Source organism: Nocardia yamanashiensis NBRC 100130, from assembly GCF_001613325.1.
In the GTDB taxonomy this organism is placed as follows: domain Bacteria; phylum Actinomycetota; class Actinomycetes; order Mycobacteriales; family Mycobacteriaceae; genus Nocardia; species Nocardia yamanashiensis.
Genome location: NZ_BDCD01000007.1, coordinates 71,347 through 91,419 on the forward strand (window position 1 = coordinate 71,347; position 20,073 = coordinate 91,419).

General features: G+C 68.8%; 20 protein-coding genes. 13 read left to right on the plus strand and 7 right to left on the minus strand.

The features are described from left to right. Nucleotides 1-41 precede the first annotated feature (41 nt). The 4 genes from NY1_RS06970 to NY1_RS06985 all read left to right on the plus strand — a co-directional run bounded on the left by NY1_RS06970 (nt 42) and on the right by NY1_RS06985 (nt 3,958). On the plus strand, nt 42-455 hold the full coding sequence (locus NY1_RS06970; protein WP_084534765.1) for an ATP-binding protein: 414 nt from the start codon (nt 42-44) through the stop codon (nt 453-455). Next, on the plus strand, nt 448-1,086 hold the full coding sequence (locus NY1_RS06975; protein WP_067709629.1) for a SpoIIE family protein phosphatase: 639 nt from the start codon (nt 448-450) through the stop codon (nt 1,084-1,086). Before NY1_RS06970 ends, NY1_RS06975 begins: the two co-directional genes overlap by 8 nt. After that, nucleotides 1,083-3,416 (plus strand): SpoIIE family protein phosphatase, encoded by a 2,334-nt coding sequence (locus NY1_RS06980; RefSeq protein WP_067709630.1) that lies wholly within the window; start codon nt 1,083-1,085, stop codon nt 3,414-3,416. Before NY1_RS06975 ends, NY1_RS06980 begins: the two co-directional genes overlap by 4 nt. A 194-nt stretch (nt 3,417-3,610) precedes the next feature. After that, nucleotides 3,611-3,958, plus strand: coding sequence for an STAS domain-containing protein (locus NY1_RS06985; protein ID WP_067710110.1), 348 nt, complete (start codon nt 3,611-3,613; stop codon nt 3,956-3,958). Nucleotides 3,959-4,081: 123 nt separating this feature from the next. Here NY1_RS06985 and NY1_RS06990 read toward each other — a convergent pair whose 3' ends face one another. Beyond that, nucleotides 4,082-5,119, minus strand: coding sequence for an LLM class F420-dependent oxidoreductase (locus tag NY1_RS06990; RefSeq protein WP_067709632.1), 1,038 nt, complete (start codon nt 5,117-5,119; stop codon nt 4,082-4,084). A gap of 181 nt (nt 5,120-5,300) precedes the next feature. Here NY1_RS06990 and NY1_RS06995 point away from each other — a divergent pair, with 181 nt between their 5' ends. Both NY1_RS06995 and NY1_RS07000 read left to right on the plus strand, forming a co-directional pair. After that, a complete protein-coding gene (locus NY1_RS06995; protein ID WP_067709634.1) occupies nt 5,301-5,951 on the plus strand; it encodes a cyclodeaminase/cyclohydrolase family protein in 651 nt (216 codons plus the stop codon). 215 nt (nt 5,952-6,166) lie between these two features. Beyond that, on the plus strand, nt 6,167-6,916 hold the full coding sequence (locus NY1_RS07000) for a L,D-transpeptidase (RefSeq protein WP_067709636.1): 750 nt from the start codon (nt 6,167-6,169) through the stop codon (nt 6,914-6,916). 58 nt (nt 6,917-6,974) lie between these two features. On the opposite strand, the gene NY1_RS07005 is transcribed toward NY1_RS07000, so the two are convergent. Next, complete coding sequence (locus NY1_RS07005) at nt 6,975-7,862, minus strand: bifunctional 5,10-methylenetetrahydrofolate dehydrogenase/5,10-methenyltetrahydrofolate cyclohydrolase (RefSeq protein ID WP_067709637.1); 888 nt, start codon at nt 7,860-7,862, stop codon at nt 6,975-6,977. A 241-nt stretch (nt 7,863-8,103) separates the two neighbouring features. Here NY1_RS07005 and NY1_RS07010 point away from each other — a divergent pair, with 241 nt between their 5' ends. From NY1_RS07010 to NY1_RS07020, 3 genes are all read left to right on the plus strand, one after another. Beyond that, nucleotides 8,104-8,931 carry a YdcF family protein gene (locus tag NY1_RS07010; protein ID WP_233434236.1) on the plus strand — a complete coding sequence of 276 codons (828 nt, stop codon included), beginning with the start codon at nt 8,104-8,106 and terminating at the stop codon, nt 8,929-8,931. 174 nt (nt 8,932-9,105) lie between these two features. Next, entirely contained in the window at nt 9,106-9,963 is an 858-nt protein-coding gene (locus NY1_RS07015; protein ID WP_233434237.1) for a putative protein N(5)-glutamine methyltransferase, read from the plus strand. Next, complete coding sequence (locus NY1_RS07020; protein ID WP_067709639.1) at nt 9,960-10,673, plus strand: HAD family hydrolase; 714 nt, start codon at nt 9,960-9,962, stop codon at nt 10,671-10,673. Before NY1_RS07015 ends, NY1_RS07020 begins: the two co-directional genes overlap by 4 nt. A 166-nt stretch (nt 10,674-10,839) precedes the next feature. Here NY1_RS07020 and NY1_RS07025 read toward each other — a convergent pair whose 3' ends face one another. After that, nucleotides 10,840-11,667 carry an SDR family NAD(P)-dependent oxidoreductase gene (locus NY1_RS07025; protein ID WP_067709640.1) on the minus strand — a complete coding sequence of 276 codons (828 nt, stop codon included), beginning with the start codon at nt 11,665-11,667 and terminating at the stop codon, nt 10,840-10,842. Nucleotides 11,668-11,700: 33 nt separating this feature from the next. After that, entirely contained in the window at nt 11,701-13,272 is a 1,572-nt protein-coding gene (locus NY1_RS07030) for a succinic semialdehyde dehydrogenase (RefSeq protein WP_067709642.1), read from the minus strand. A 148-nt stretch (nt 13,273-13,420) separates the two neighbouring features. Here NY1_RS07030 and NY1_RS07035 point away from each other — a divergent pair, with 148 nt between their 5' ends. Next, a complete protein-coding gene (locus NY1_RS07035; RefSeq protein ID WP_067709644.1) occupies nt 13,421-14,113 on the plus strand; it encodes a TetR/AcrR family transcriptional regulator in 693 nt (230 codons plus the stop codon). Here the strand turns inward: NY1_RS07035 and NY1_RS07040 are convergent. Next, nucleotides 14,088-15,242 (minus strand): Cmx/CmrA family chloramphenicol efflux MFS transporter, encoded by a 1,155-nt coding sequence (locus NY1_RS07040; RefSeq protein ID WP_067709645.1) that lies wholly within the window; start codon nt 15,240-15,242, stop codon nt 14,088-14,090. The genes NY1_RS07035 and NY1_RS07040 overlap by 26 nt on opposite strands. Before the next feature lie 321 nt (nt 15,243-15,563). Between NY1_RS07040 and NY1_RS07045 the strand changes: the two genes are divergently transcribed. The 3 genes from NY1_RS07045 (at nt 15,564) to NY1_RS07055 (ending at nt 17,767) form a co-directional block, all read left to right on the plus strand. Continuing rightward, nucleotides 15,564-16,250 (plus strand): tRNA-dependent cyclodipeptide synthase, encoded by a 687-nt coding sequence (locus NY1_RS07045; RefSeq protein WP_067709647.1) that lies wholly within the window; start codon nt 15,564-15,566, stop codon nt 16,248-16,250. A gap of 79 nt (nt 16,251-16,329) precedes the next feature. After that, nucleotides 16,330-17,163: an alpha/beta fold hydrolase gene (locus tag NY1_RS07050; protein ID WP_067709649.1), complete on the plus strand. Its 834-nt coding sequence runs from the start codon at nt 16,330-16,332 to the stop codon at nt 17,161-17,163. 4 nt (nt 17,164-17,167) lie between these two features. Continuing rightward, a complete protein-coding gene (locus NY1_RS07055) occupies nt 17,168-17,767 on the plus strand; it encodes a hypothetical protein (protein WP_067709651.1) in 600 nt (199 codons plus the stop codon). Between the two features lie 9 nt (nt 17,768-17,776). Here the strand turns inward: NY1_RS07055 and hutG are convergent, their stop codons facing one another. Both hutG and hutI read right to left on the minus strand, forming a co-directional pair. Further along, nucleotides 17,777-18,769 (minus strand): formimidoylglutamase, encoded by a 993-nt coding sequence (gene hutG, locus NY1_RS07060; RefSeq protein WP_067709653.1) that lies wholly within the window; start codon nt 18,767-18,769, stop codon nt 17,777-17,779. A gap of 107 nt (nt 18,770-18,876) precedes the next feature. Beyond that, a complete protein-coding gene (hutI, locus tag NY1_RS07065; protein WP_067709654.1) occupies nt 18,877-20,064 on the minus strand; it encodes an imidazolonepropionase in 1,188 nt (395 codons plus the stop codon). Nucleotides 20,065-20,073: the final 9 nt, after the last annotated feature.

The window sequence follows — 20,073 nt, forward strand, 5'->3', positions numbered from 1 at the left end:
GCAGCAGATGAGCAACCGCTCGCAACAAGACGGTCGTGATCGTGGCCGCTGAAAACGTGGTGATCGCGGTAAAGGTGTCCAATGACATCGTCACCGCTCGGCAAGCGGGACTGGAGCTGGCAAGCAGGCTCGGGTTCTCGCTCTCCGATCGCACCATGATCGCCACCGCTATCTCGGAGGTGGCGCGCAACATCACCAGTTACGCCGGTACCGGGGAGATCCGGCTCACCGTGCAGGACCGCGAAGGCCGCCGGTCCATGGTGGTCCAGGCCTCAGATCAGGGCCCGGGCATTCTCGATATCGACCGCGCCATGGAGGACGGCTATTCCACCGGACGCGGTCTGGGCCTGGGTCTTCCGGGCGCGCGCCGCCTGATGGACGGCATGCTCATCACCTCCGATCCGGGCCACGGCACCCTCGTCGAAATGTGGAAGTGGGTGCCCAGCGGTGCGTGAGGACGGGTTCATCGGCGCGATCGAATGGGCTGTCGCGGGACGCGCACTACCCGGGCAGCGGGTGTCCGGGGACCGATCCGTAGTACTCGATGCCGGCGGCGGCTCGGTGCTTTTCGCGGTGCTGGACGGGCTCGGGCACGGGGCGGCCGCCGCCGACGCCTCCGATCGCGCCGCGCAGGTTCTCGCGGAGAACCGCGCCGAACCCCTGGACGTGCTGATGCTGCTGTGCCATCGCGCCATGTCCGACACCCGCGGCGCGGCGGTCTCCCTCGCGGTGTTCGACACCAGCGACAAGGTGACCTGGCTGGGCGTCGGCAATGTCGAATCCCGCATCGTGGCAGCGGCTCCCGGCAAACCCGCCGTGCGCGCCACCGCCCTGCTGACCGGCGGCATCGTCGGCTATCTGCTGCCGCCGAACCTGCAACCGCAGACGGTGGCGGTGCGGCCGGGCGATCTGCTGCTCATGTCCACCGACGGGATCACCACCGATTACGCGGACGGAATCGATTTGGGGAAGCCGACTTCCGAACTGACCGCCGGGATTCTGGCGCGCCACGCCAAGGACACCGATGACGCGCTGGTGCTGGCCGCGCGGCATCGCGGACACACCGGGCCGAAGAGCCGCACATGAGTACGGTGCTGGCGGCGTTCCGCGAGGCGTACACGAGTGCGCTGCGTTTGCACCTGCGGGCGCCGAATCAGAACACCCTGGCCGAGGGGTATGAACTCGGGCGGCGGGCGCTGGTCGAGGGGGTGAGCATTCTCGACCTGACCGAGCATCACTTCCGGATTCTGGAGCAGGAGGGGCTGCTGCCCGGACCGGACACGACCGACCGGTCGGAAGCCGCACTGGAGTTCCTGCTGCAGACCATGGCCGCACTCGACGTCGCCACCCGCGGCTTCCTCGACGGCACCCGGCGCTACGAGCAGGAGCGTTCGCGCGCAGACGATCTCGCCGGGCGCGATGCCTTCCGCACGGCGCTGGTCGAGTCGTTGCAGGACGGGTTCTTCGTGGTGGACGCGCAGGGCACGCTGATCGAGGTGAACTCGGCGTTCGGCGCGCTCACCGGGTACGGGCCCGACGACGTGCCGTACCCGCTCCCCCATCCCTGGACCATTCCCGAATCGCCGCGCTATCCCGATCTCGGCACCGATGCCGCGCGGTTCGTCATGCCCATCCGCCATCGCGACGGCCGGCAGCTGTGGCTGGCGGTCAGCACCAGTTCGCTGGTGAAACCCGAGAACGGCGAACGGATCTTCGTCGGCACGCTGCGGGACGTCACCGCCGAGCACGACGCCCAGGCGCGCGACCAAGCGGTCTCCCGCCTCGCCACCGCGGTGGGCGCGGCCACCAGCGTGGTCGAGGTGCTCACGGTCGGGCTGGAGGAATTGCGCCGCGCGGTCGGGGCGGAATCGGCCGTGGTGTCGGTGTGGCCCAACCGGCACACCGGGCCGGAACTGTATGTGTCCGAGGATGTTCCGCCGGTCGCCGAGTACGGGCCGCGCAATGCGGCATGGGCGGGCGGCACCCGGGAGGGCGAACCCGGGCACGCCAACGGCACCCGGCCGAGTGTGGACCCACCCGACGGCCGGGAATCGCGGCAGGTCCTCGACGCGCGAGCGCGCGCCCTGCTGGACCGCGCCCGATTGCGCCCGGGCCGCACCCTGTTCGCGATTCCGGAGGGCTCGTCCAGCTCGGAGGGCATCGTCGCGCCCCTGGGCGAAATGGCGGATTCGGCGCTGTGGCTGCGGTTCCCGGCGCCGAGGGTGATCACGCCCGGCGATTGGGCGCTGTTCTCGTTGCTGATCGGGCACCTGAGCCTGGCCGTGCAGCGCGCCCGGAACTTCGATCAGGCCCGCTCCACCTCGCTCACCCTGCAACGCGCCATGCTCGGCCCCATCGAACTGCCGCCGCGCTTCTCGGTGCATTACGAACCGGCCTTGCCACCCTTGGAGATCGGCGGCGACTGGTACGACGTGGTGCGGCTCGAGGACGGCACCATCGGCGTCGTGGTCGGCGATTGCGTCGGCCGTGGCCTGTCGGCCGCCGTCGTCATGGGTCAATTGCGTACCGCCGCACGGGCGCTGCTGCTGCGCGGCGCGGGCCCGGCCCAGTTGCTCGCCGAACTCGACAAGGTGGCGGGCCGTATCCCGGGCGCCATGTGCACCACGGTGTGCGCGGCCATCCTGGACCCGGTGCGCGGACTGGTGCGCTATTCCAGCGCCGGTCACATGCCGCCCGTGCTGGCCGAACCCGGTACGCGCGGAAGGCTTCTGGAGGGCGGGCGCGCCGTCCCGCTCGCCACTTTCGATCCGGCGCGGCGGCCGGAGGCGACCACCGCCATGGCCCCCGGCTCCACGCTGGTGCTGTTCACCGACGGCCTGGTCGAGCAGCGCGGGATCGATATCGACGACCGCTTCACCGAGCTGGCGCACGAATTGACCGATGCCGCCGGGCTGTTGCCGCGCGAAGTCGCCGATGCCGTGCTCTCGCGCCTGCGCCCCACCGGCGGCTACGACGACGACGTGGCCATGGTGGTGTACCGGCAGCCGCCCGCACCGCTGCATCTGGATCTGCCCGCCGCCGCACACGAATTGTCCGGTATCCGTAGGGCGCTCAAGTCCTGGCTGGCCGCGGCGGCCATTCCCGCCGATGTCGCCACCGATCTGATCGCGGCCGCCAACGAAGCGGTCAGCAACAGCATCGAACACGCCTACCGGGACGGCGAACCCGGCCGGGTGGAGCTGATCGCCGAATCGGGTATCGACACCGTCACCCTGGTGGTCACCGACACCGGCAATTGGCGTCCGCTACCCGCCGATCCGGGACACCGGGGGCGCGGGATCGCCATGATGCGCGCGCTCACCGACCAATTGGATATCGATCACACCGGACCGGGCACGCGGGTCCGCATGCTCTTGAAACTCCCGGCGGTCGCTTTCTCCGCCGGGCGCGTCTGACGACACGAAGGCACAAAGGAGACATCGCCGACGTGTCCGTTACGGAAACTACGCGGTAACCGGGCTTTTCGCGCAACCGCCCAGTTTCTCGTCGACCGTAAAGTGGTAGAGGATGCAGCACGAACGGACGGATCATGGCAGATTGTTCTAACGTGACGAACGCAACCGGAGACGGATACCCCATGGGCGACACAATGACCACTGCGGTCTCCGACGCCGGCGACGAAGGCGTCCAGGTGCTCACCGTGACCGGTGAGGTCGATCTGGCCACCGCGCCGGCGCTCGAGAACGCGATCGATTCGATTCTGGGCGGCAAGCCGCGCGGCCTCGTCATCGACCTGTCCGATGTCGGCTTCCTCGCCTCGGCGGGGATGGCGGTGCTGGTAGCGGCGCATCAGCGAGCCGGGTCCACCCGGATCGCGGTGGTCGCCGACGGCCCGGCCACCAGCCGGCAACTCAAGATGACCAGCCTCGATCAGGTGTTCGCGCTGCACACCACCCTGGGTGACGCGCTGACCTCCCTGCGCGGGCAGCAGAACTGAGGTGAGCCCGGGCGTGCGCACCCGGGCAGCCGAAACGAAACGGTCCCGGCCCCAACGTAATTCCTGGGGCCGGGACCGTTCACGTATACCGGGTCGCGCTGGCGGCCGGGACGACGCGGTGGATCAGACCAGGTCGCGCAGCTGCTCGATGAGCTTCACGCGCTCGGCGGGGGTGCCCGCCAGCGGGACCACGTTCAGCACGGTGACCCCGGCCTCGGCGAAAGCGGCGACGCGTTCCTTCACGAAACCGGCAGAACCGATCAGGCAGGTGTCGCGCACCAGATCGTCCGGCACCGCCTTGGCGGCCTCGTCCTTCTTACCGGCCAGGTACAGCTCCTGGATGCGATCGGCTTCCGCGCCGTAGCCGTACTTGGTGGCCAGGGCGTGATAGAAGTTCTTGCCCTTGGCGCCCATGCCGCCGATGTACAGCGCCAGATGCGGTTTCACGAATTCGCGCAGCGGTTCCACATTGTCACCGATGGCCAGCGCCGGACCGGCGTAGATCTCGAGCTTGCCGCGCGCCGGATCACGCTTGGCCAGACCGGCTTTCACCGATTCGCCCCACACCAGATCGGCCTTCTCCGGCAGGTAGAAGATCGGCTGCCAGCCCTCGGCCAGTTCGGCGGCCAGTTCCACGTTCTTCGGGCCGAGCGCGGCCAGCAGCACCGGAATGTCTTCGCGGACAGGGTGATTGATGAGCTTGAGCGGCTTGCCGAGCCCGGTGCCCTGGCCCTCGGGCAGCGGCACGGTGTAGTACTTGCCGTTGTATTCCAGGCGCTCGCGCTTCCACACCTTACGGCAGATCTCCAGGACCTCGCGGGTGCGGCCGATCGGCGCGTCGTAGGGCACGCCGTGGAAGCCCTCGATCACCTGCGGGCCGGAGGCGCCCAGGCCCAGGATGAAGCGCCCGTCGGAGACGTAGTCCAGACCGGCCGCGGTCATGGCGGTCAGCGTGGGCGTGCGGGTGTAGAGCTGCATGATGCCCGAGGCCAGCTGCACCCGCTCGGTCTTGGCCGCCAGGTAGCCGATCGCGCTCGGGGCGTCGAACGAGTACGCCTCCGGCACGAAGACGATATCGAGACCGGCCCGTTCCAGGTCGGCGACCTCGGCGGCCACCTCTTTGAAGCCGTCGGTGTAGTTGATCGACAATCCGATACGCATGACCGGGACATTACTCACCTATTGGCAACCGGACAGCGCCCGGGTCGCACGATTCGCGAGGTTACCGGGTGCGGGCGGCGGGCGGCCGGCGCGGGGCAGCGCGGGCGGCGGGTCGGCGAACCGGTAGCGTGGTCGGCGAAATCGCTCGAATCGCACGCTATCCCAAGGGAGGCCACCCCTCATGACTCAGGACACCGCGCAGGAAATCACCACGTTCGGTGACGCGACACTGCAGGGGTACCTGGATGAGCTGGCCGCGAAGGTGCCCGCGCCCGGCGGCGGCGCGGTGGCCGCCCTGCACGCGGCCCAGGGCGCGGCCCTGGTCGCCATGGTCGCGCGCTACACCACCCGCGCCAAGGACGCCGACAATCGCGAGGTCGTCGACCGCATCATCGCCGCGGCCGATACCGCCCGCGAGCGCGCCCTGGCCCTGGCCGACGCCGACGCCACCGCCTTCACCGCCGTCGGCAACGCCTACAAGCTCCCCAAGGACACCGAGGAGCAGCAGGCCGCCCGCACCGAGGCCATCACCGCCGCCCTGCTCGGCGCGGCCCGCGTCCCCGCCGCCGTGGTCGCCGAGGCCGACGAAATCGTCTCCCTCGCAACCGAACTCCTCCCCATCGGCAACCCGAACGTGGTCACCGACATCGGCGCCGCCGCCGACTGCGCCCGCGCCGCCGCCGCCAGCTCCCAGCTGAACATCGCCATCAACGTCGCCTCCCTCGGCACCGGCTCCGAACCCGAGTTCGCCCCCGTCCTCACCCAGATCGACGAGGTCATCGCCCGCGCCGACGCCCTCCACGCCGACGTGGTAGCCGCCATCACCCGCTGAGCGGTATTCCGTTCGGACCTGCACGCCCGGTTCCCCTGGAGCCGGGCGTGTCGTATTTCCCCCTTCCGACCGGGAGGTTCTTTACCCGACACGCGGCGAACGGCATAAGCCCCACGCCGTTGGGTAGGTCACGAAGCGAGAACATTTCCGGTTGGTACGGATCATCCGGTCATAGGCTGAGGATCCAGAACCACACCCTGGCGGAGGGATGGACCATGCGGAACGCGATTCGCATTCTGATCGTGGGGACCGTGCTCGCGGCGGTGACCGCGTTCGGATCGGGAGCCGCGGGTGCGGTTCTAGTGACATCGGATCTCCCGGCGGTGCAGGCGATTTCGCCGGGGCCGGGGCAGACGGTCGGAATCGCCGCACCGGTGAGCGTGCGATTCTCCGAGCCGGTGACGGACAGGGCTCGTGCCGAGCGCTCCGTCACCGTGAGCTCCGAAACCAGTCTGGCCGGGCACTTCTCCTGGGTAGACGACCGGAATCTGAGGTGGAGTCCGGCCGGCTTCCTGCCCGCCTCCTCACCCATCACGGTGTCGGCGGGTCGCCTGCACACTCAATTCCAAACCAATGGCGGGGTTTCCGCCGACGGTGACATGTCCAACCACACGTTCACCGTGTACATCGGCGGTGCTCCCGTGCGCACCATGCCCGCGTCCTACGGCAAGTCCGGCTGGGAGTCGCCGAGCGGGACTTTCCCGGTGCTGGAACGCTTCCGGTCGGTGACCTTCGATTCGCGCACCATCGGCATCCCGCTGAGTTCGCCCGAGGGATATCTGATTCAGGGCGAGTTCGCCGAACGGCTCACGTGGGGCGGCGTTTTCGTGCACTCCGCGCCGTGGTCGGTTGACTCCCAGGGCAATTCGAACGTCAGCCACGGCTGCGTGAATCTCGCACCCGCCGACGCGGAATGGTTCTACGACAATGTGGGGATCGGCGATCCGGTGACACTGCACTGGTGAGTAGAAGGTCCCGGGAGCCGAGCTCTCGGGACCTTTCCGTGCAGCGGGTGGCGGCGGATCAGCGCTGGGTCTCGGCGGCCTGCACCACGTGACGCATCAGCAGCGCGGTGGTGACGGGGCCGACGCCACCGGGCACCGGGCTCAGCGCGGACGCCTTACCGGTCACGGACGCGGCATTCACATCACCGGTGATATTGCCGTTCTCGTCCTCGTTGGTGCCCACGTCGATGACCACCGCGCCTTCGCGCACATGCTCACCGGTGATCAGCCCGGCCCGCCCGACCGCGGCCACCACCACATCGGCGGCCGAGGTCACCGACGGCAGGTCGGTGGTGCGCGAATGGCACACCGTCACGGTCGCGTTCTCGGCCAGCAGCAGCTGGGCCAGTGGCTTGCCGACGATATTGGAGCGCCCCACCACCGCCACGTGCCGCCCTTCGAGCGGCACCTGATGGAACTTGGCCAGTTCCACCACGGCCTCGGCGGTCGCGGGCGGGAAGCCCGGCAGCCCGGAGGACAGCAGGCCCAGCGACAGCGGGCTCACCCCGTCCACATCCTTGGCGGCCGCGATGGCCGGGCTGACATCGTCCAGGCCGATGCCCTTGGGCAGCGGGGTCTGCAGCATGATGGCGTCCACCGACGCGTCGGCCGACAGGTCGGTCAGCTTGGCGCGGATCTCCTCGACTGTGGCGTCCACGCCGAGATCCACGTTCTCGCAAGCGATTCCATTGCGTTCGGCGGCGCGATTAAGCGACTTCACGTACCAGGCGCTGGCCGGATCGTCATTGGCGATCACCAGCGCCAGCCGCGGGGCGGACCCGGCCTCGGTGAGCGCGGCGGCGCGCGCCTTGGTGTCGGCGTTGATGGCGGCGGCGAGATCCTTGCCGATGAGCGAAGTCGTATCCACGGGGTCACAGCCTATCGGGCCGTCTGCAGCGGCCCGCATTCGACGCGGGGCGGCACGCCTGCGACACGCCTCCGCGCGCGTTCCCGGCCCAGATCGCGCCCAAACCTTCGAAAATCACTTCGGCAAATACCCGACAACCGCGCTGGGCAGTCGTATCGTGTCCCCATTCGGTACCGAGCCAATTGCCAGCAAAGCGAGCAGATAGCCAGCAACAAGCGTGCGTGACCCCTCCGAAAGGTCGACAGCAGTGCAGATCGCCAGGCGTTTACCCACTTTCCTCGTGGCCACCGCGGCCGCCCTGACCCTGTTCGCGCCGGGCACCGCCCACGCCGATCCGGGTCCGCTCTACAACTCGGCACAGGAGAACTTCACCGATGGCGACGAGGCCGCGGGGCTCGCGGACCTGCGTCAGCTGCTCGCCGAATCGCCCGACGACACGCACGCGCTGTCGTTGCAGGCGATCTGGTCGGATTTCACCGGCGACTTCGTCACCCGCGAGGTCGCGCTCAACCGGTTGCAGGGCCTGGATCCGAAGCTGGCCGATGGCACCCGCACCGTGTTCCGCGCCGTGGGCGCCGGCGTCGGCACCCTGCCCAATCCGATTCCGGCCATTGCCGGTCCGCAGACCGGTATCGCCGTGTGCGGATACGGGCTGCTGCCCGACGGGTCCATGCGGCCCGAACTGGTGAACCGCCTGCAGGCGGCCTGGTTGCAGGCCATCGCCTCGCCCATGTCCCCCATCCTGGTGTCCGGCGGCAATCCGCAGAACGGGATCACCGAGGCCGCGGCCATGCAGGGCTGGCTGATCGGGCACGGCATCCCGGCGAGCCGCATCGTGGCCGATCACCGCGCCGGGTCCACGGTCCAGAACGCCCTGTTCGGCACCGCGCTGCTGCGCGAGGCGGGCGCGACCAGCGCGATCGTGGTGACCTCCCCCAATCACATCCGCCGCGCGGTCGCGGACTTCATCGTCGCGGGCATGCCGGTCGTCGGCGCGACCACCTCGCTCGAACAGCTCGTCTCCCAGCTGCCGCCGCCCGCGCGCCAGCACCAGCGCGGCATCTACCTCGATGCCACCCGCACGCTCCGCCTCCCCACCGAACGCTGATCTCCGCAGCGAAGTCCGGCCCGCCACCGCATGTGGCGGGCCGGACTTTTCGTGCGCCCACCCGATGCCGCTGCCCGGCGATGATCCGGATCCCGGCGGGTCCGGACTGTTTCCGCACCGGCGCGTGCCGCCCCGGTGTGCCGGATATCGACACCGGCCGTGCACAATGACTCGGTGAACCCGCCCGAGATCGACACCCGTGACACCGACGCGTTGGTGGCCAGGCTGCGCGCGGCGGGCTGTGTGTTCGCCGAGGACGAGGCGGCGCTGCTGCGCTCGGCGACGACCGATCCGGTGCGGCTCGAAGAGCTTGTCGCACAGCGCATCGCGGGCTTCCCGCTGGAACATCTGCTGGGCTGGGCCGAGTTCCGCGGCCGCCGATATGTGGTGGCGCGCGACGTGTTCGTCCCCCGCCAGCGCACCGGATTCCTCGTCGAGCAGGCAATAACGCTCGGCCGCACCAGGTTTCGGTCGGCGGCCTCCGAGGATGTCGCGGGAGTGCGGCCCGCCGACCGGAGATTGGTCGTGCTCGATATGTGCTGCGGTTGCGGGGCGCTGGGTGCGGCGCTGGCGGCCGAGCTGAGCGCCGAGGGGATCGGGGTCGAGTTGACCGCGGCGGATATCGAACCCGCTGCCGTGGCGTGTGCCCGGCGCAATGTCGAGGCGGTCGGCGGGCGGGTAGTCGAGGGTGATCTTTTCGCTCCGGTGCCGGCGGAGCTGGCGGGGCGGGTCGATGTGCTGCTCGCGAATACGCCGTATGTGCCGTCGGCCGAGATCGCTTGGATGCCGCCGGAAGCGCGTGATCACGAGCCGCGGCGGGCGCTGGACGGCGGGGCGGATGGCCTCGATGTGTTGCGCCGGATCGCCGCGGTCGCGACGCATTGGCTCGCGCCGGGCGGGCATCTGCTGGTCGAGGAGAGCGAGGAGCAGGCTCCGCACGCGGCGGCGGTGATGCGCGAATACGGGCTCGCGACGACCGTCGCGGAGGATGACGAGCTGGGTGCGACCGTGGTGATCGGTACGCGGGCATGACGATTCGCGGGATTCTGTTCGATATCGACGACACGCTCATCGACTATTCGGCCACCGCCCGGATCGGGATCCTGCGGCACCTGGCCGCGGAAGGGCTGCTCGAGCGGTTCGACTCCCCCGATGCCGCCGTCGCGCTGTGGCGGGAGCTGGAAGAGGAAGAGTATCCGCGCTACCTGGCCGGGGAGCTGACTTTCACCGGTCAGCAGCTGGTGCGCACGGAGCGGTTTCTGGCGTATCTCGGTGTGGCCGTGCCGGATCCGGTCGAATGGTTCGCGCGCTACGCCGCCTGCCGGGACACCGCGTGGAGCGCGTTCCCCGATGTCGCGCCCGCCTTGCTCGAGCTGGCGGAGACCAGTGCGCTGGGGATCGTGTCGAATTCCTCGCTCGACTACCAGCTGGGGAAACTGCGCGCCGTCGGCATCGACGCGCATTTCGGTGCGGCCGTGCTGTGCTCCTCGGAATTCGGTGCGGCCAAACCGGATCCGAGCATCTTCCACGCAGGCTGTGAGCTGCTGGGACTGCCACCCGAACACGTCGCCTACGTCGGCGATCGTTTCGATGTGGACGGCATCGGCGCGAGAGACGCGGGCCTGCAAGCGTTCTGGCTGAACCGGGCCGCCGATCACGTCGGTGTGCTCGACGGCGTGACCGTCATTCCTTCACTGGCTCAGCTGCGTTCCGCCTACGCTGCCGGTTCCCGGCCAGCGTGACGGTCACGATGGCCGCCACCACCGGCGCCACCACCACGATCAACAGTCCGATCATCGCTCACACCCTTCTCCGTTGTCGTGATACCTATCGCGAGCAACGAAACAGGCGTTAATGCACGCCGGGCCCGCACGGAGCGTTCTCCGCACGGGCCCGCACCGCGAATCCCTATTTGCGACCGGTGAATTCGTCCATCGAGTGGTAGACGCCGACCGTGTTCAGGTAGAAGTCGCGCACCTTCAACGGCAGCAATCCGGAGATGGCCCGGTTGAGCTTGGAGGTCCACGGCAGCACCACCAGCGGCGAGCCCTTCTTCATCTCGTTCCAGGAGGTGTCGACGACCTCTTCCTGCTCCAGGATCGGGGTGAACCAGAATCCCTTGGCGCCGTCGAACATTCCGGTATTGATGTAGGTCGGGCACACGGTGGTGAACTTGACGTGCTCGTTGCCGGACTGCTCCAGCTCCAGGCGCACCGAATCCGACCAGCCCAGCGCCGCCCACTTCGAGGCCGCGTACACGCTCATGCGCGGGTTGGCGACCAGGCCGGCCGAGGAGGCGATGTTCAGCACCCGGCCCTCGACGCCCTTGTTGGCCACCATCCCGGGCAGGAACTCCAGGGCGATGTACATCGGCGCCAGGGAATTGATGGCCATGGTCTTGTCGATGTCGGCCTTGTTGCTGGTCTCCCAGAAGTAGCCGTTGCCACGCACGATGCCGGCATTGTTGACCAGCACGTCGATGCCGCCGACCGCGTCGCGCACGGTCGCGCCGGCCTCGGCGATGGCATCGCGATCGGACACGTCGACCACATAGTGGTGGATCCGGCTGCCGCCGAGCGCCGCCAGCTCGGCCGCGGTCTCCTTGAGCGCCTCCTCATTGATGTCCCACAGCACCACATCGCTCGCGCGCTCGCGCACCGCCCGCTGCGCGAAGGACTTGCCCAGTCCCATGGCGGCACCGGTGACCAGGACCTTCTTGCCCTCGACCGTCTTCATACCCTGGAGTACCCCTGTCTCGTGTTCAGCAGATCACTTCTGCCGCAACGTCTTCATCACGCCCAGGTAGAGCGTCATCGTCTTGGCCCACAACTGCTCGGACATCCCGGGGAGCGGCGCGATGGGCAGTACCCGCTGCACCGCGATGGTCTGGGTGTCGATGTATTTCAGCAGGCCCTCGGGACCGTGCCGGCGGCCGGTGCCGGAAATGCCGAGCCCGCCCGACGGCGCGGCGACCGAACCCCAGGCGGCGATGAAGCCTTCGTTCACGTTCACCGAGCCGGCGTTCACGCGCGCGGCGATCTCGCGGCCGTGGTCGGTGTCGCGGCTCCACACGCTGGCATTGAGGCCGTAGGCGGTGTCGTTGGCCTGTTCGACGGCCTCGTCATCGGTGCGCACCCGATAGACCGAGACGACCGGTCCGAAGGTTTCCTCGCGGTACACGGTCATACCCTCGCGCACGCCCTCGAGGATGGTGGGCTCGTAGAAGTACGGGCCCAGGTCCGGGCGCGCCTTGCCGCCCGCGAGCACCGTCGCGCCCTTGGCCACGGCATCGTCGACGTGCTTGCTGACCGTGTCGAGCTGGCGCGGGAAGGTGAGCGAGCCGATCTCGTAACCGAAGTCGAGGGTCTTGCCCAGGCCGAGGTTCTTGGTGTGCTGCACGAACTCGGCGACGAACTGGTCATAGACCTTGTCGTGCACGTAGATTCGCTCGATCGATTCGCACAGCTGCCCCGCCGAGGCGAAGCAGGCCCGCACCGCGATCTTGGCGGCCGCGGACACATCGGCGTCGGCCAGCACCAGCAGCGGGTTCTTGCCGCCCAGTTCCAGGGAGTAGCCGATCAGCCGCTCCCCCGCCTGCTGGGCGATGGTGCGGCCGGTGGCGCTGGACCCGGTGTAATCGACGTAGTCGGCGCGCTTGATGGCCTCGGTGCCGACCACCGCACCGCGCCCCAGCACCGCCTGCCACAGCCCCTTGGGCAGGCCCGCGCGCTCGGCGATATCGATGGCCCACAGCAGCGTCAGCGCGGTCTGATTGTCCGGCCGCCCGATCACCGCATTACCGGCGAGCAGGGCGGGCAGCGCGTCCGAAGCGCCCAGTGCCAGCGGGTAATTCCACGGCGAGATGACCGCGACCACGCCCTTGGGCCGGTTGCGCACCTCCACCTGGGTGAGCACCGGCATCACGCCGCGCGGTTTACGGTGCGCCAGAATGCGTTTGCCCTCGGCCGCGTAATACCGGGTATTGACCGCCACGTCCGATACCTCGTCGAAGGCGTGCACCCGCGACTTGCCGGTCTCGAGCTGGATGATGTCGAGGATCGTGTCCTGCTCGGCCAGCACCAGATCGTGAATGCGGCGCAGCAGTGCGGCGCGCTCGGCGACCGGCACCTGCGCCCACTGCCGCTGGGCGGCCCGCGCGGTGGCGAACGCGGTCTCGACATCGGCGACCGAGGACTGCGGCAGGTCGACGATCTTGGCTCCGGTGGCGGGCGCGAACACCTCCACGGCGGGCGCGCCGCCCGCGACGGCATGGCCGAGCAGGCGCTGCACCAGGTCGAAAGGCAGCGCATCGGCAGCGGCGAGCTGCGGGGCAGTCGTCATTGGTCGCCCTCTCAAGGGTTCGGAAACCATTTACTGAACATCGGTGTTACATGAACACCAGTGTTAGATTAATGGGCGTGACGCACCCCATGTCAACCCTCCCGGTGATCCCTGTGAGGGTTCCCAACCCGGCACCCACCGGCCGCCGATGACCAGCGCACCCGTCACCCCGGCCCGGCGCGGCCGACCCCCGCAGACCGAGGCGCAGGCCGATCAGGTCCGCGCCCGCATCGTCCTGGCCACCTCGGAGGTGTTCGCCGAGCACGGCTCGCGCGGCCTGTCGGTGGCCCGCATCATCGAGAAGGCCGGGCTGGCGCGCCCGACCTTCTACCGCTATTTCGCCAATGCCATCGAACCCCTGCACGCGCTGCTCGCCCTGTCCAACGAAGACCTGGTCGGCGGCATCGGCAATGCGGTGGCCGACAGCGAGGAGCCGGTGCAGCTCGGCATCAACATGATCGAGGCCTATCTCTATTGGGCCAACGGTCACGGCCGTATGCTCGGCCCGCTCTTCGCCGAACTGCACGACCCCGGCTCCCCGGTCTCGGCCTATCGCGAGCAGGCGTTCGAGGATCTGCGCGCCCTGATCCGCACCAAATTCGATGCCCTGGGCCGCCCCGCCCCGGTCGATCTGAACCTCGAAACCGCTTTACAGATCTGCGAATTCGCCGTCTTCCGGATCTCGGCCGCCGCGCCGCACGGCGAACCCGATCCGGCCACCGTGGCGGCCGCACGGGTCACCATGATCCGGGGTGTGCTGGCCATGCTCGGCACGCGTGAGGACGTGGAGTACGCCCTCACGGTGCCGGGACTGTTCAGTCCGGAAGGGCAGTCCGGCTAGCCAGGATCACCCCCAGCGCGGCCGTTGCGAGAGCTGCGCTGCCCCAGAACGCTGCGACGGGGCTGCCGGCGTCGTCGACGACCGGTCCGGCGGTGAGCGGGCCGAGTACCGCGCCGACATTGAACGCGGTGGTAGCCAGGGCCCCGGCGAGGCGCGGGGCGACGGGGGCGGCGGTCTGCACGATCGTCGCGATCAGCGTGGAACCGACGCCGAACGCCGCCGCTCCGGACAGGATCGACATGACCAGGACGCCGGTCAGCGAGTGCGCGACGAGTGCGGCCAGCAGCCAAACTCCCACGAGCACAAGCGTTCCGGCGATGGTGATCACTCTGCGGTGGCTGTCGCTGAAGCGGCCGGTGAGGGTGACGCCGGCGAACGATCCGATGCCGAACAAGGCCAGTGCGAGCGGCACCCATCGATGGTCGCCTCCGGACGCGTCGGTGGTGACGGTACCGAGGTAGGTGAATCCGGCGAAGGTGGCGGCATTGACGAGAACGCCTGCCGCGATGGCGATCCGCACCGGCCGCAGGCACACCGCCGACCATTCGTGCCGGATCGAGGGAGCCGCACCGTCCCCGTCGCGATCGTCACCGCCGAGCATCAGCCACACCGGAACCAGCACTGCCGCGCTGAGCACCGCCACGGCCCAGAACGCGGCCCGCCACCCCCACAGCTGCCCGAGCAGGGTGCCCGCGGGCACCCCGGCGATGCAGGCCACCGTCACCCCGGACACCACCACCGAGGTCGCCCGGCCGAGCAGCGCCGGACCGGCCAACCCGGGCAATGCGGCCAGCGCGACGGCCAGGAACCCGGCATTGGCCACAGCCGCGACCACGCGGGTGGCGAGCAACAGCCCGAACCCCTCGGCGAGCGCTCCCACAACATGTGCGGCACAGAACAATCCGAGGAACGCCGTCGCCGAATACCTGATCGGCAGCCGGCCCGCGGTCATCGCCATCACCGGCGCGCCCAGCACCATACCGGCCGCGTACAACGAGGTCAGCAGTCCGGCCGCGCCGAGCGACACCCCGACATCGCCGGGCATCTGCTCCAGCAGCCCCGACACCATGAATTCCGACGTGCCCTGCGCGAATACCGCGACAGCCAGCACGAACACCACAATGGGCATGAGAGTGAACTCCCCGTGAGCAAGGACGGCACGCACCAACGGCCGCCCGAGATGAATTGCGGCACAGAGCGAATCAGGCCCGGGCCGCAAGAATCGGCATCATCCGGCATTGCGCGATGACCGCACGCCACCGGCCGCTGGGCGACCCGTGGGAATCATGCTCGCAACGCCGCCCGGCACGTCAGGCCGAGCGGCTACCTTCTGGATGCCTCCGGAGAATTCACGCCGCCACCTTAACAACCCACCCATCACCCTTCGATCGGCCGCCCGGTCCGGACCCGCGTCCGCTGCCCCCTATCCCCGCCGTGCGACCATTGGGCAATGCCGACGGCGTGCGAGGTCGCAGCCCAGCCGCTCACCGCGAATTGCGCCCGGATCTTCGCGGCTCGCGATCACCTCTTGCTGGGGATAAGCCCGTTCAACAGCTATTTCAGCCGCGAGCGCATTGCCGAGGCGACCGGGTGGGCGGCCGGCGAGTTCGCCGGGCGCCTGCAATTCCATCTGCCGGATACGCCGAGTGAGTTCACTTTGCAGGCACTCGGCATGTCCGAGGAAAAGGCCCGCAAACGCGCGCACGAGAACGGCCTGAAGATGCGAAACCGGATCCGGGACGGGCTCGCTGCGGCCGGTCTGGGCGGTGTCGATGAGCGGGTGATCGGCTGGGATCGCCTCGAAGCCAGCCCGGCATTCCAGGCCCTGCACGGCCAGGTGTGCGCACTCTTCGACTCCCACCGCGGTTTCCGCGAACTATGCCTGGAGACGTCGCGGAATGTGTTGCGGCACCGCCTCCCCGGCAATACCGAACCCACCCTCACCCAATGCCAGCTGGCCGCACGGTATTTCCTGGCCGAGATTCCGCTGCTGCTCGACACCCCCGCCATCGTGAACTGTGAGAGTTCCCTGTACGCCTACCATCGCCGAATCCCGTTCGTGGACACCCTCTTCCACGGCGAACTGCCGCTACAGCCGAGCCCGGCACAGGGCTATCTGCTCCTCACCCTGAACTAGAACTCGTTCCTGATATGGTCGGGCGGTGGGCCGCTGCGATCTCCGCGATGCGCTCGAAAGCCGCTGGGAGGGAACATCTATGCCGTTCGTCGCCACCGATGACGGGGCCGAGATCCACTACCTCGACAGCGGCGGCGACGGGCCCGCAGTGCTCTTGATCCACGGCTATTTCCTCGATGCCACCCAATGGCAGCCCCAACTGGACTCGCTCAGCCCTGATTTCCGTGTCATCGCCATCGATACCCGGGGGCACGGCGAGACCCGCGATCCGGGAACCGAATTCGATTACGCGCGCCTGGCCGCCGACGCCTGGACCGTGACGGACGCGCTCGGCGTCGATCAGGTGGTCCTGGGCGGACTCTTCCACGGCGGCATCGTCGCGCTGTGGGCCGCACTGCAATCCCCCGAGCGGGTCCGCGGCCTGATCCTCATCGGCACCCGCGCCGACGCCTACAACCCCGCCGAATACGCCGGCTACAAATCGATCATCCTCAAACAGTGGGTGCTCGGCGGCCGCCCCCTCGAGGAGGTTTCGCTGCCGATCGCCGCGCAGATGATCGGCGGCGACCCCGAAATCCACCGCGCCCCTTGGCTACAGAAGTCGCATGCCGCCGACCGGCGACGACTGGAACACGCCACCAACGCCCTGCTGGAGCGAAAGGGCATCGAGGACCGCATCCACGAAATCACCGCCCCGGCACTGCTGATGCACGGCTCGCACGACGCCGTCTACAGCGAGTCCTCGATGCGCCGGCTGGCCGGGCAGCTCGGCGGTCCCACCCGGCTGGAGACCATCGATGCCGAGAACGCCACCCACGCGGTCACCTGGACGCATCCGCACCTGACGGACCCGCTCATCCGCGACTTCCTCGCTTCGCTCCGGCCGCCGGACATCCCCGAGCAGGCAGACTGAACCGATGGGGCTGGACTACACCTTTCAGGTTTTCGTGCACCGCGATCGCGCGATTCCGCTACTGCGCACGATCGCCGAGAACATGGCCGCCCGCAACCGGCCCGACCGGACGGTGGTCGAGATAGCGGGACAGCGGATCACCATGCCCTGCACCACGAATTTCCGCTCCGGCACCACGGTCCGGCTGGACCCGGACGCCGGCCGGAACTACCTCGAGCTGGCGCTGGAATTCGAACCCGACGACGAGCTGCGCACCTACCACCGAACCGACGGCGGCAGCAGCCCGTGCGTGATCGGCGTCATCTACCTTCTGGTGCGGGACGCGTCGTGGCTCGCGCCGGACCAGCTGGAATTCGGTTTCACCGCCGCCACCACCGGGATGAGCATCCTGTTCCAGATGTCCGGCTCGGTGCGGAACTGGTTCGCCGACTTGACCATCGACAACGGCGGGCCCCTGTGCCTGCTGGACCAGGAACAAGGCCCGGAACTGGGGTATTCACCCGGCTACTTCGACGTCGTCTCGGCGGGCACGCGCCGGGTGCACAAACACGTGAACGGCTCTCGCCGCGATATCGCCATGCACTTCGGCCTGCTACCGGATTGACGGATATTCCTACACCCGCGGCGCGCTGTGGCGGGTCACCAGACGGTGGATGAGGCGGGCGGCGGTGCGGGCCGTGCGGTTGTCGATATCGAATTCGGGGTTGAGTTCGGCGATGTCGACGGCCGCGAGTTTGCCACTGGCGGTGACCTTGTCGCAGACGCGCTGGATGATTTCGAGGGGGACGCCGTAGGCGGCGGGGGCGCTGACGCCCGGGGCCACGGCGGCGGGGAGGACATCCAGGTCGATGGTGAGGTAGAGGATGTCCACGCGGTCGAGGAGGGCATCGACGAAGACGTCCACGGTGTCGGAATCCGTAGTGCCACAGTGATCGTCGAGGAGGTATCGGACGTCGTAGCGGCGCGCGGTGTCGAAGAGTGCGGCGGTGTTGGCGGGCTGGCTGATGCCGAGGACGCGGTAGACGCAGTCGGTGCCCGCGGCGTGTTCGGCCTCGAGGATCTGGCGGAAGGGTGTGCCGGAGCTCGGGATCGAGTCGGCGCGCAGGTCGAAATGGGCGTCGAGATTGAGGATTCCGAGGCGGGGGCGGTCGCGGCGCAGGGCCGAGGCGGCGACGCCTGAGTAGGTGCCGAAGGCCACTTCGTGTCCGCCGCCGAGCACGATGGGCAGATCGCCGCGGTTCAGGACGGCGGTGACGGCGGCGGCCAGGCGTTGCTGACCGCCTTCCAAGTCGCCGTCGGTGACCGCGATATCGCCCGCGTCGAACAGCGAAAGTGGTTGCGCCAGAGCCATGGAGGACAGCGCGGTGCGCAGGGCGGCCGGTCCACCGGCGGCGCCGAGGCGGCCACGGTTGCGGCGGACGCCCTCGTCGCTGGCGAAACCGATGAGTGCCGAACCGGTTTCGGCCGCGTCGGGGCGGTAGGGGTGGATCGCGCGATGCCAGCGCAGGTGCTCAGGGCCGGGACCGTCGTCGCGGCCGGTCCAGGGTGCGGGCGGGATATCGACCCGCACAATCGGATCCGTATGGTTGCTTGCGGGATCAGCCATGTCGTCCCTCCTCACGATTCTCGGTGGGCTTGCGCTGTGCGGGTACTGCTTCGGCGTTCAGCACTCCGCCGGTCACGCGGCGACTCGCGGCACAGCGAACACGGTCTTCATCGATTGCCTCCCGCGACCAGATCGCCGTCCTTCCACACCTCGCGGATGAGGGGAACGCCGGGGCGGTAGGCGAGGTGAATGTAGGACGGTGCGTCCAGGGCGAACGCGTCGGCACGGGTGCCGATGCTCAAGCGCCCGATGTCGGTGCGGCGCAAGGCCGCCGCACCGCCCGCGGTCGCCGCCCACACCGCTTCGGCGGGCGTCATACGCATTTCGCGAACGGCCAGCGCGATACAGAACGGCAGGCTGGTCGTGTACGAGGTGCCGGGGTTGCAGTCCGCGCCGAGCGCCACGATGACACCGGCGTCCAGCAGCACACGGGCATTCGGGTAGGGGTGGCGGGTGCTGAATTCGGCGCCGGGGAGCAAGGTCGCCACGGTGGAACTGTTCGCGAGCGCGTCGATATCGGCGGCGCTGGTGTAGGTGACATGGTCGACCGACGCCGCCCCGAGCTCGACGGCCAGCCGCACACCGGGACCTTCACCGAGCTGATTGCCGTGCACGCGCGGGACGAGCCCCTGTGCCATACCGGCTTTCAGCACCGTGCGGGACTGATCCTCGTCGAAGGCCCCGCGTTCACAGAACACATCGATCCATTTGGCGTGCGGCGCACAAGCCGGAATCATGTCCTCGACCACCATCGACACGTAATCATCGGCGCGCCCGGCATATTCGGGCGGCGGCACATGCGCGGCCAGCAGCGTGACCTCCTCGCTGACCTCGCCCGCGATGCGCACCCCGCGTAGCTCATCATGGGCGGTCTGGCCGTAGCCGGTCTTGCATTCCATGGTGGTGCTGCCGGACCGCAGCGCCTCCTCGACCAGCCGCCGCGCATTGGCGGCCAGCTGATCGTCGGTAGCCGCGCGGGTCGCCGCGATCGTGGTCCGAATTCCCCCGGCGGAGTACGGAATTCCCTCCATCCGGGCCGCGAACTCCTCGGCCCGCTCCCCGGCGAACACCGGATGCGAATGACTTTCCACGAACCCGGGCAGCAACGCCCTCCCGCCCAGCGACATCGCACGATCCGCGGCGGGCGCGCCCGCGTTGTCGCCGATCCACACCACCTTCCCGTCGGCGAAGGCGATGGCCGCGTCCCGGCGCAGGCCGAGCGGCCCCTCCCCCAGTTCGGGGTCATTGGTGACCAGGGTTCCGATATCGGTGACCAGGGTGACGGGGCCGCCCACGGTGTATTC

Coding starts and splice junctions, on each gene's coding strand:
- NY1_RS07035 (WP_067709644.1), top strand. CDS start 13,421: ATGACCAGCGCACCCGTCACCCCGGCCCGGCGCGGCCGACCCCCGCAG.
- NY1_RS06995 (WP_067709634.1), top strand. CDS start 5,301: ATGACTCAGGACACCGCGCAGGAAATCACCACGTTCGGTGACGCGACA.
- NY1_RS07030 (WP_067709642.1), bottom strand. CDS start 13,272: ATGACGACTGCCCCGCAGCTCGCCGCTGCCGATGCGCTGCCTTTCGAC.
- NY1_RS07020 (WP_067709639.1), top strand. CDS start 9,960: ATGACGATTCGCGGGATTCTGTTCGATATCGACGACACGCTCATCGAC.
- NY1_RS06990 (WP_067709632.1), bottom strand. CDS start 5,119: ATGCGTATCGGATTGTCGATCAACTACACCGACGGCTTCAAAGAGGTG.
- NY1_RS07045 (WP_067709647.1), top strand. CDS start 15,564: ATGCCGACGGCGTGCGAGGTCGCAGCCCAGCCGCTCACCGCGAATTGC.
- NY1_RS07025 (WP_067709640.1), bottom strand. CDS start 11,667: ATGAAGACGGTCGAGGGCAAGAAGGTCCTGGTCACCGGTGCCGCCATG.
- NY1_RS07050 (WP_067709649.1), top strand. CDS start 16,330: ATGCCGTTCGTCGCCACCGATGACGGGGCCGAGATCCACTACCTCGAC.
- NY1_RS07055 (WP_067709651.1), top strand. CDS start 17,168: ATGGGGCTGGACTACACCTTTCAGGTTTTCGTGCACCGCGATCGCGCG.
- NY1_RS06985 (WP_067710110.1), top strand. CDS start 3,611: ATGACCACTGCGGTCTCCGACGCCGGCGACGAAGGCGTCCAGGTGCTC.
- hutG (WP_067709653.1), bottom strand. CDS start 18,769: ATGGCTGATCCCGCAAGCAACCATACGGATCCGATTGTGCGGGTCGAT.
- NY1_RS07005 (WP_067709637.1), bottom strand. CDS start 7,862: ATGCGGGCCGCTGCAGACGGCCCGATAGGCTGTGACCCCGTGGATACG.
- NY1_RS06980 (WP_067709630.1), top strand. CDS start 1,083: ATGAGTACGGTGCTGGCGGCGTTCCGCGAGGCGTACACGAGTGCGCTG.
- NY1_RS07040 (WP_067709645.1), bottom strand. CDS start 15,242: ATGCCCATTGTGGTGTTCGTGCTGGCTGTCGCGGTATTCGCGCAGGGC.
- NY1_RS07000 (WP_067709636.1), top strand. CDS start 6,167: ATGCGGAACGCGATTCGCATTCTGATCGTGGGGACCGTGCTCGCGGCG.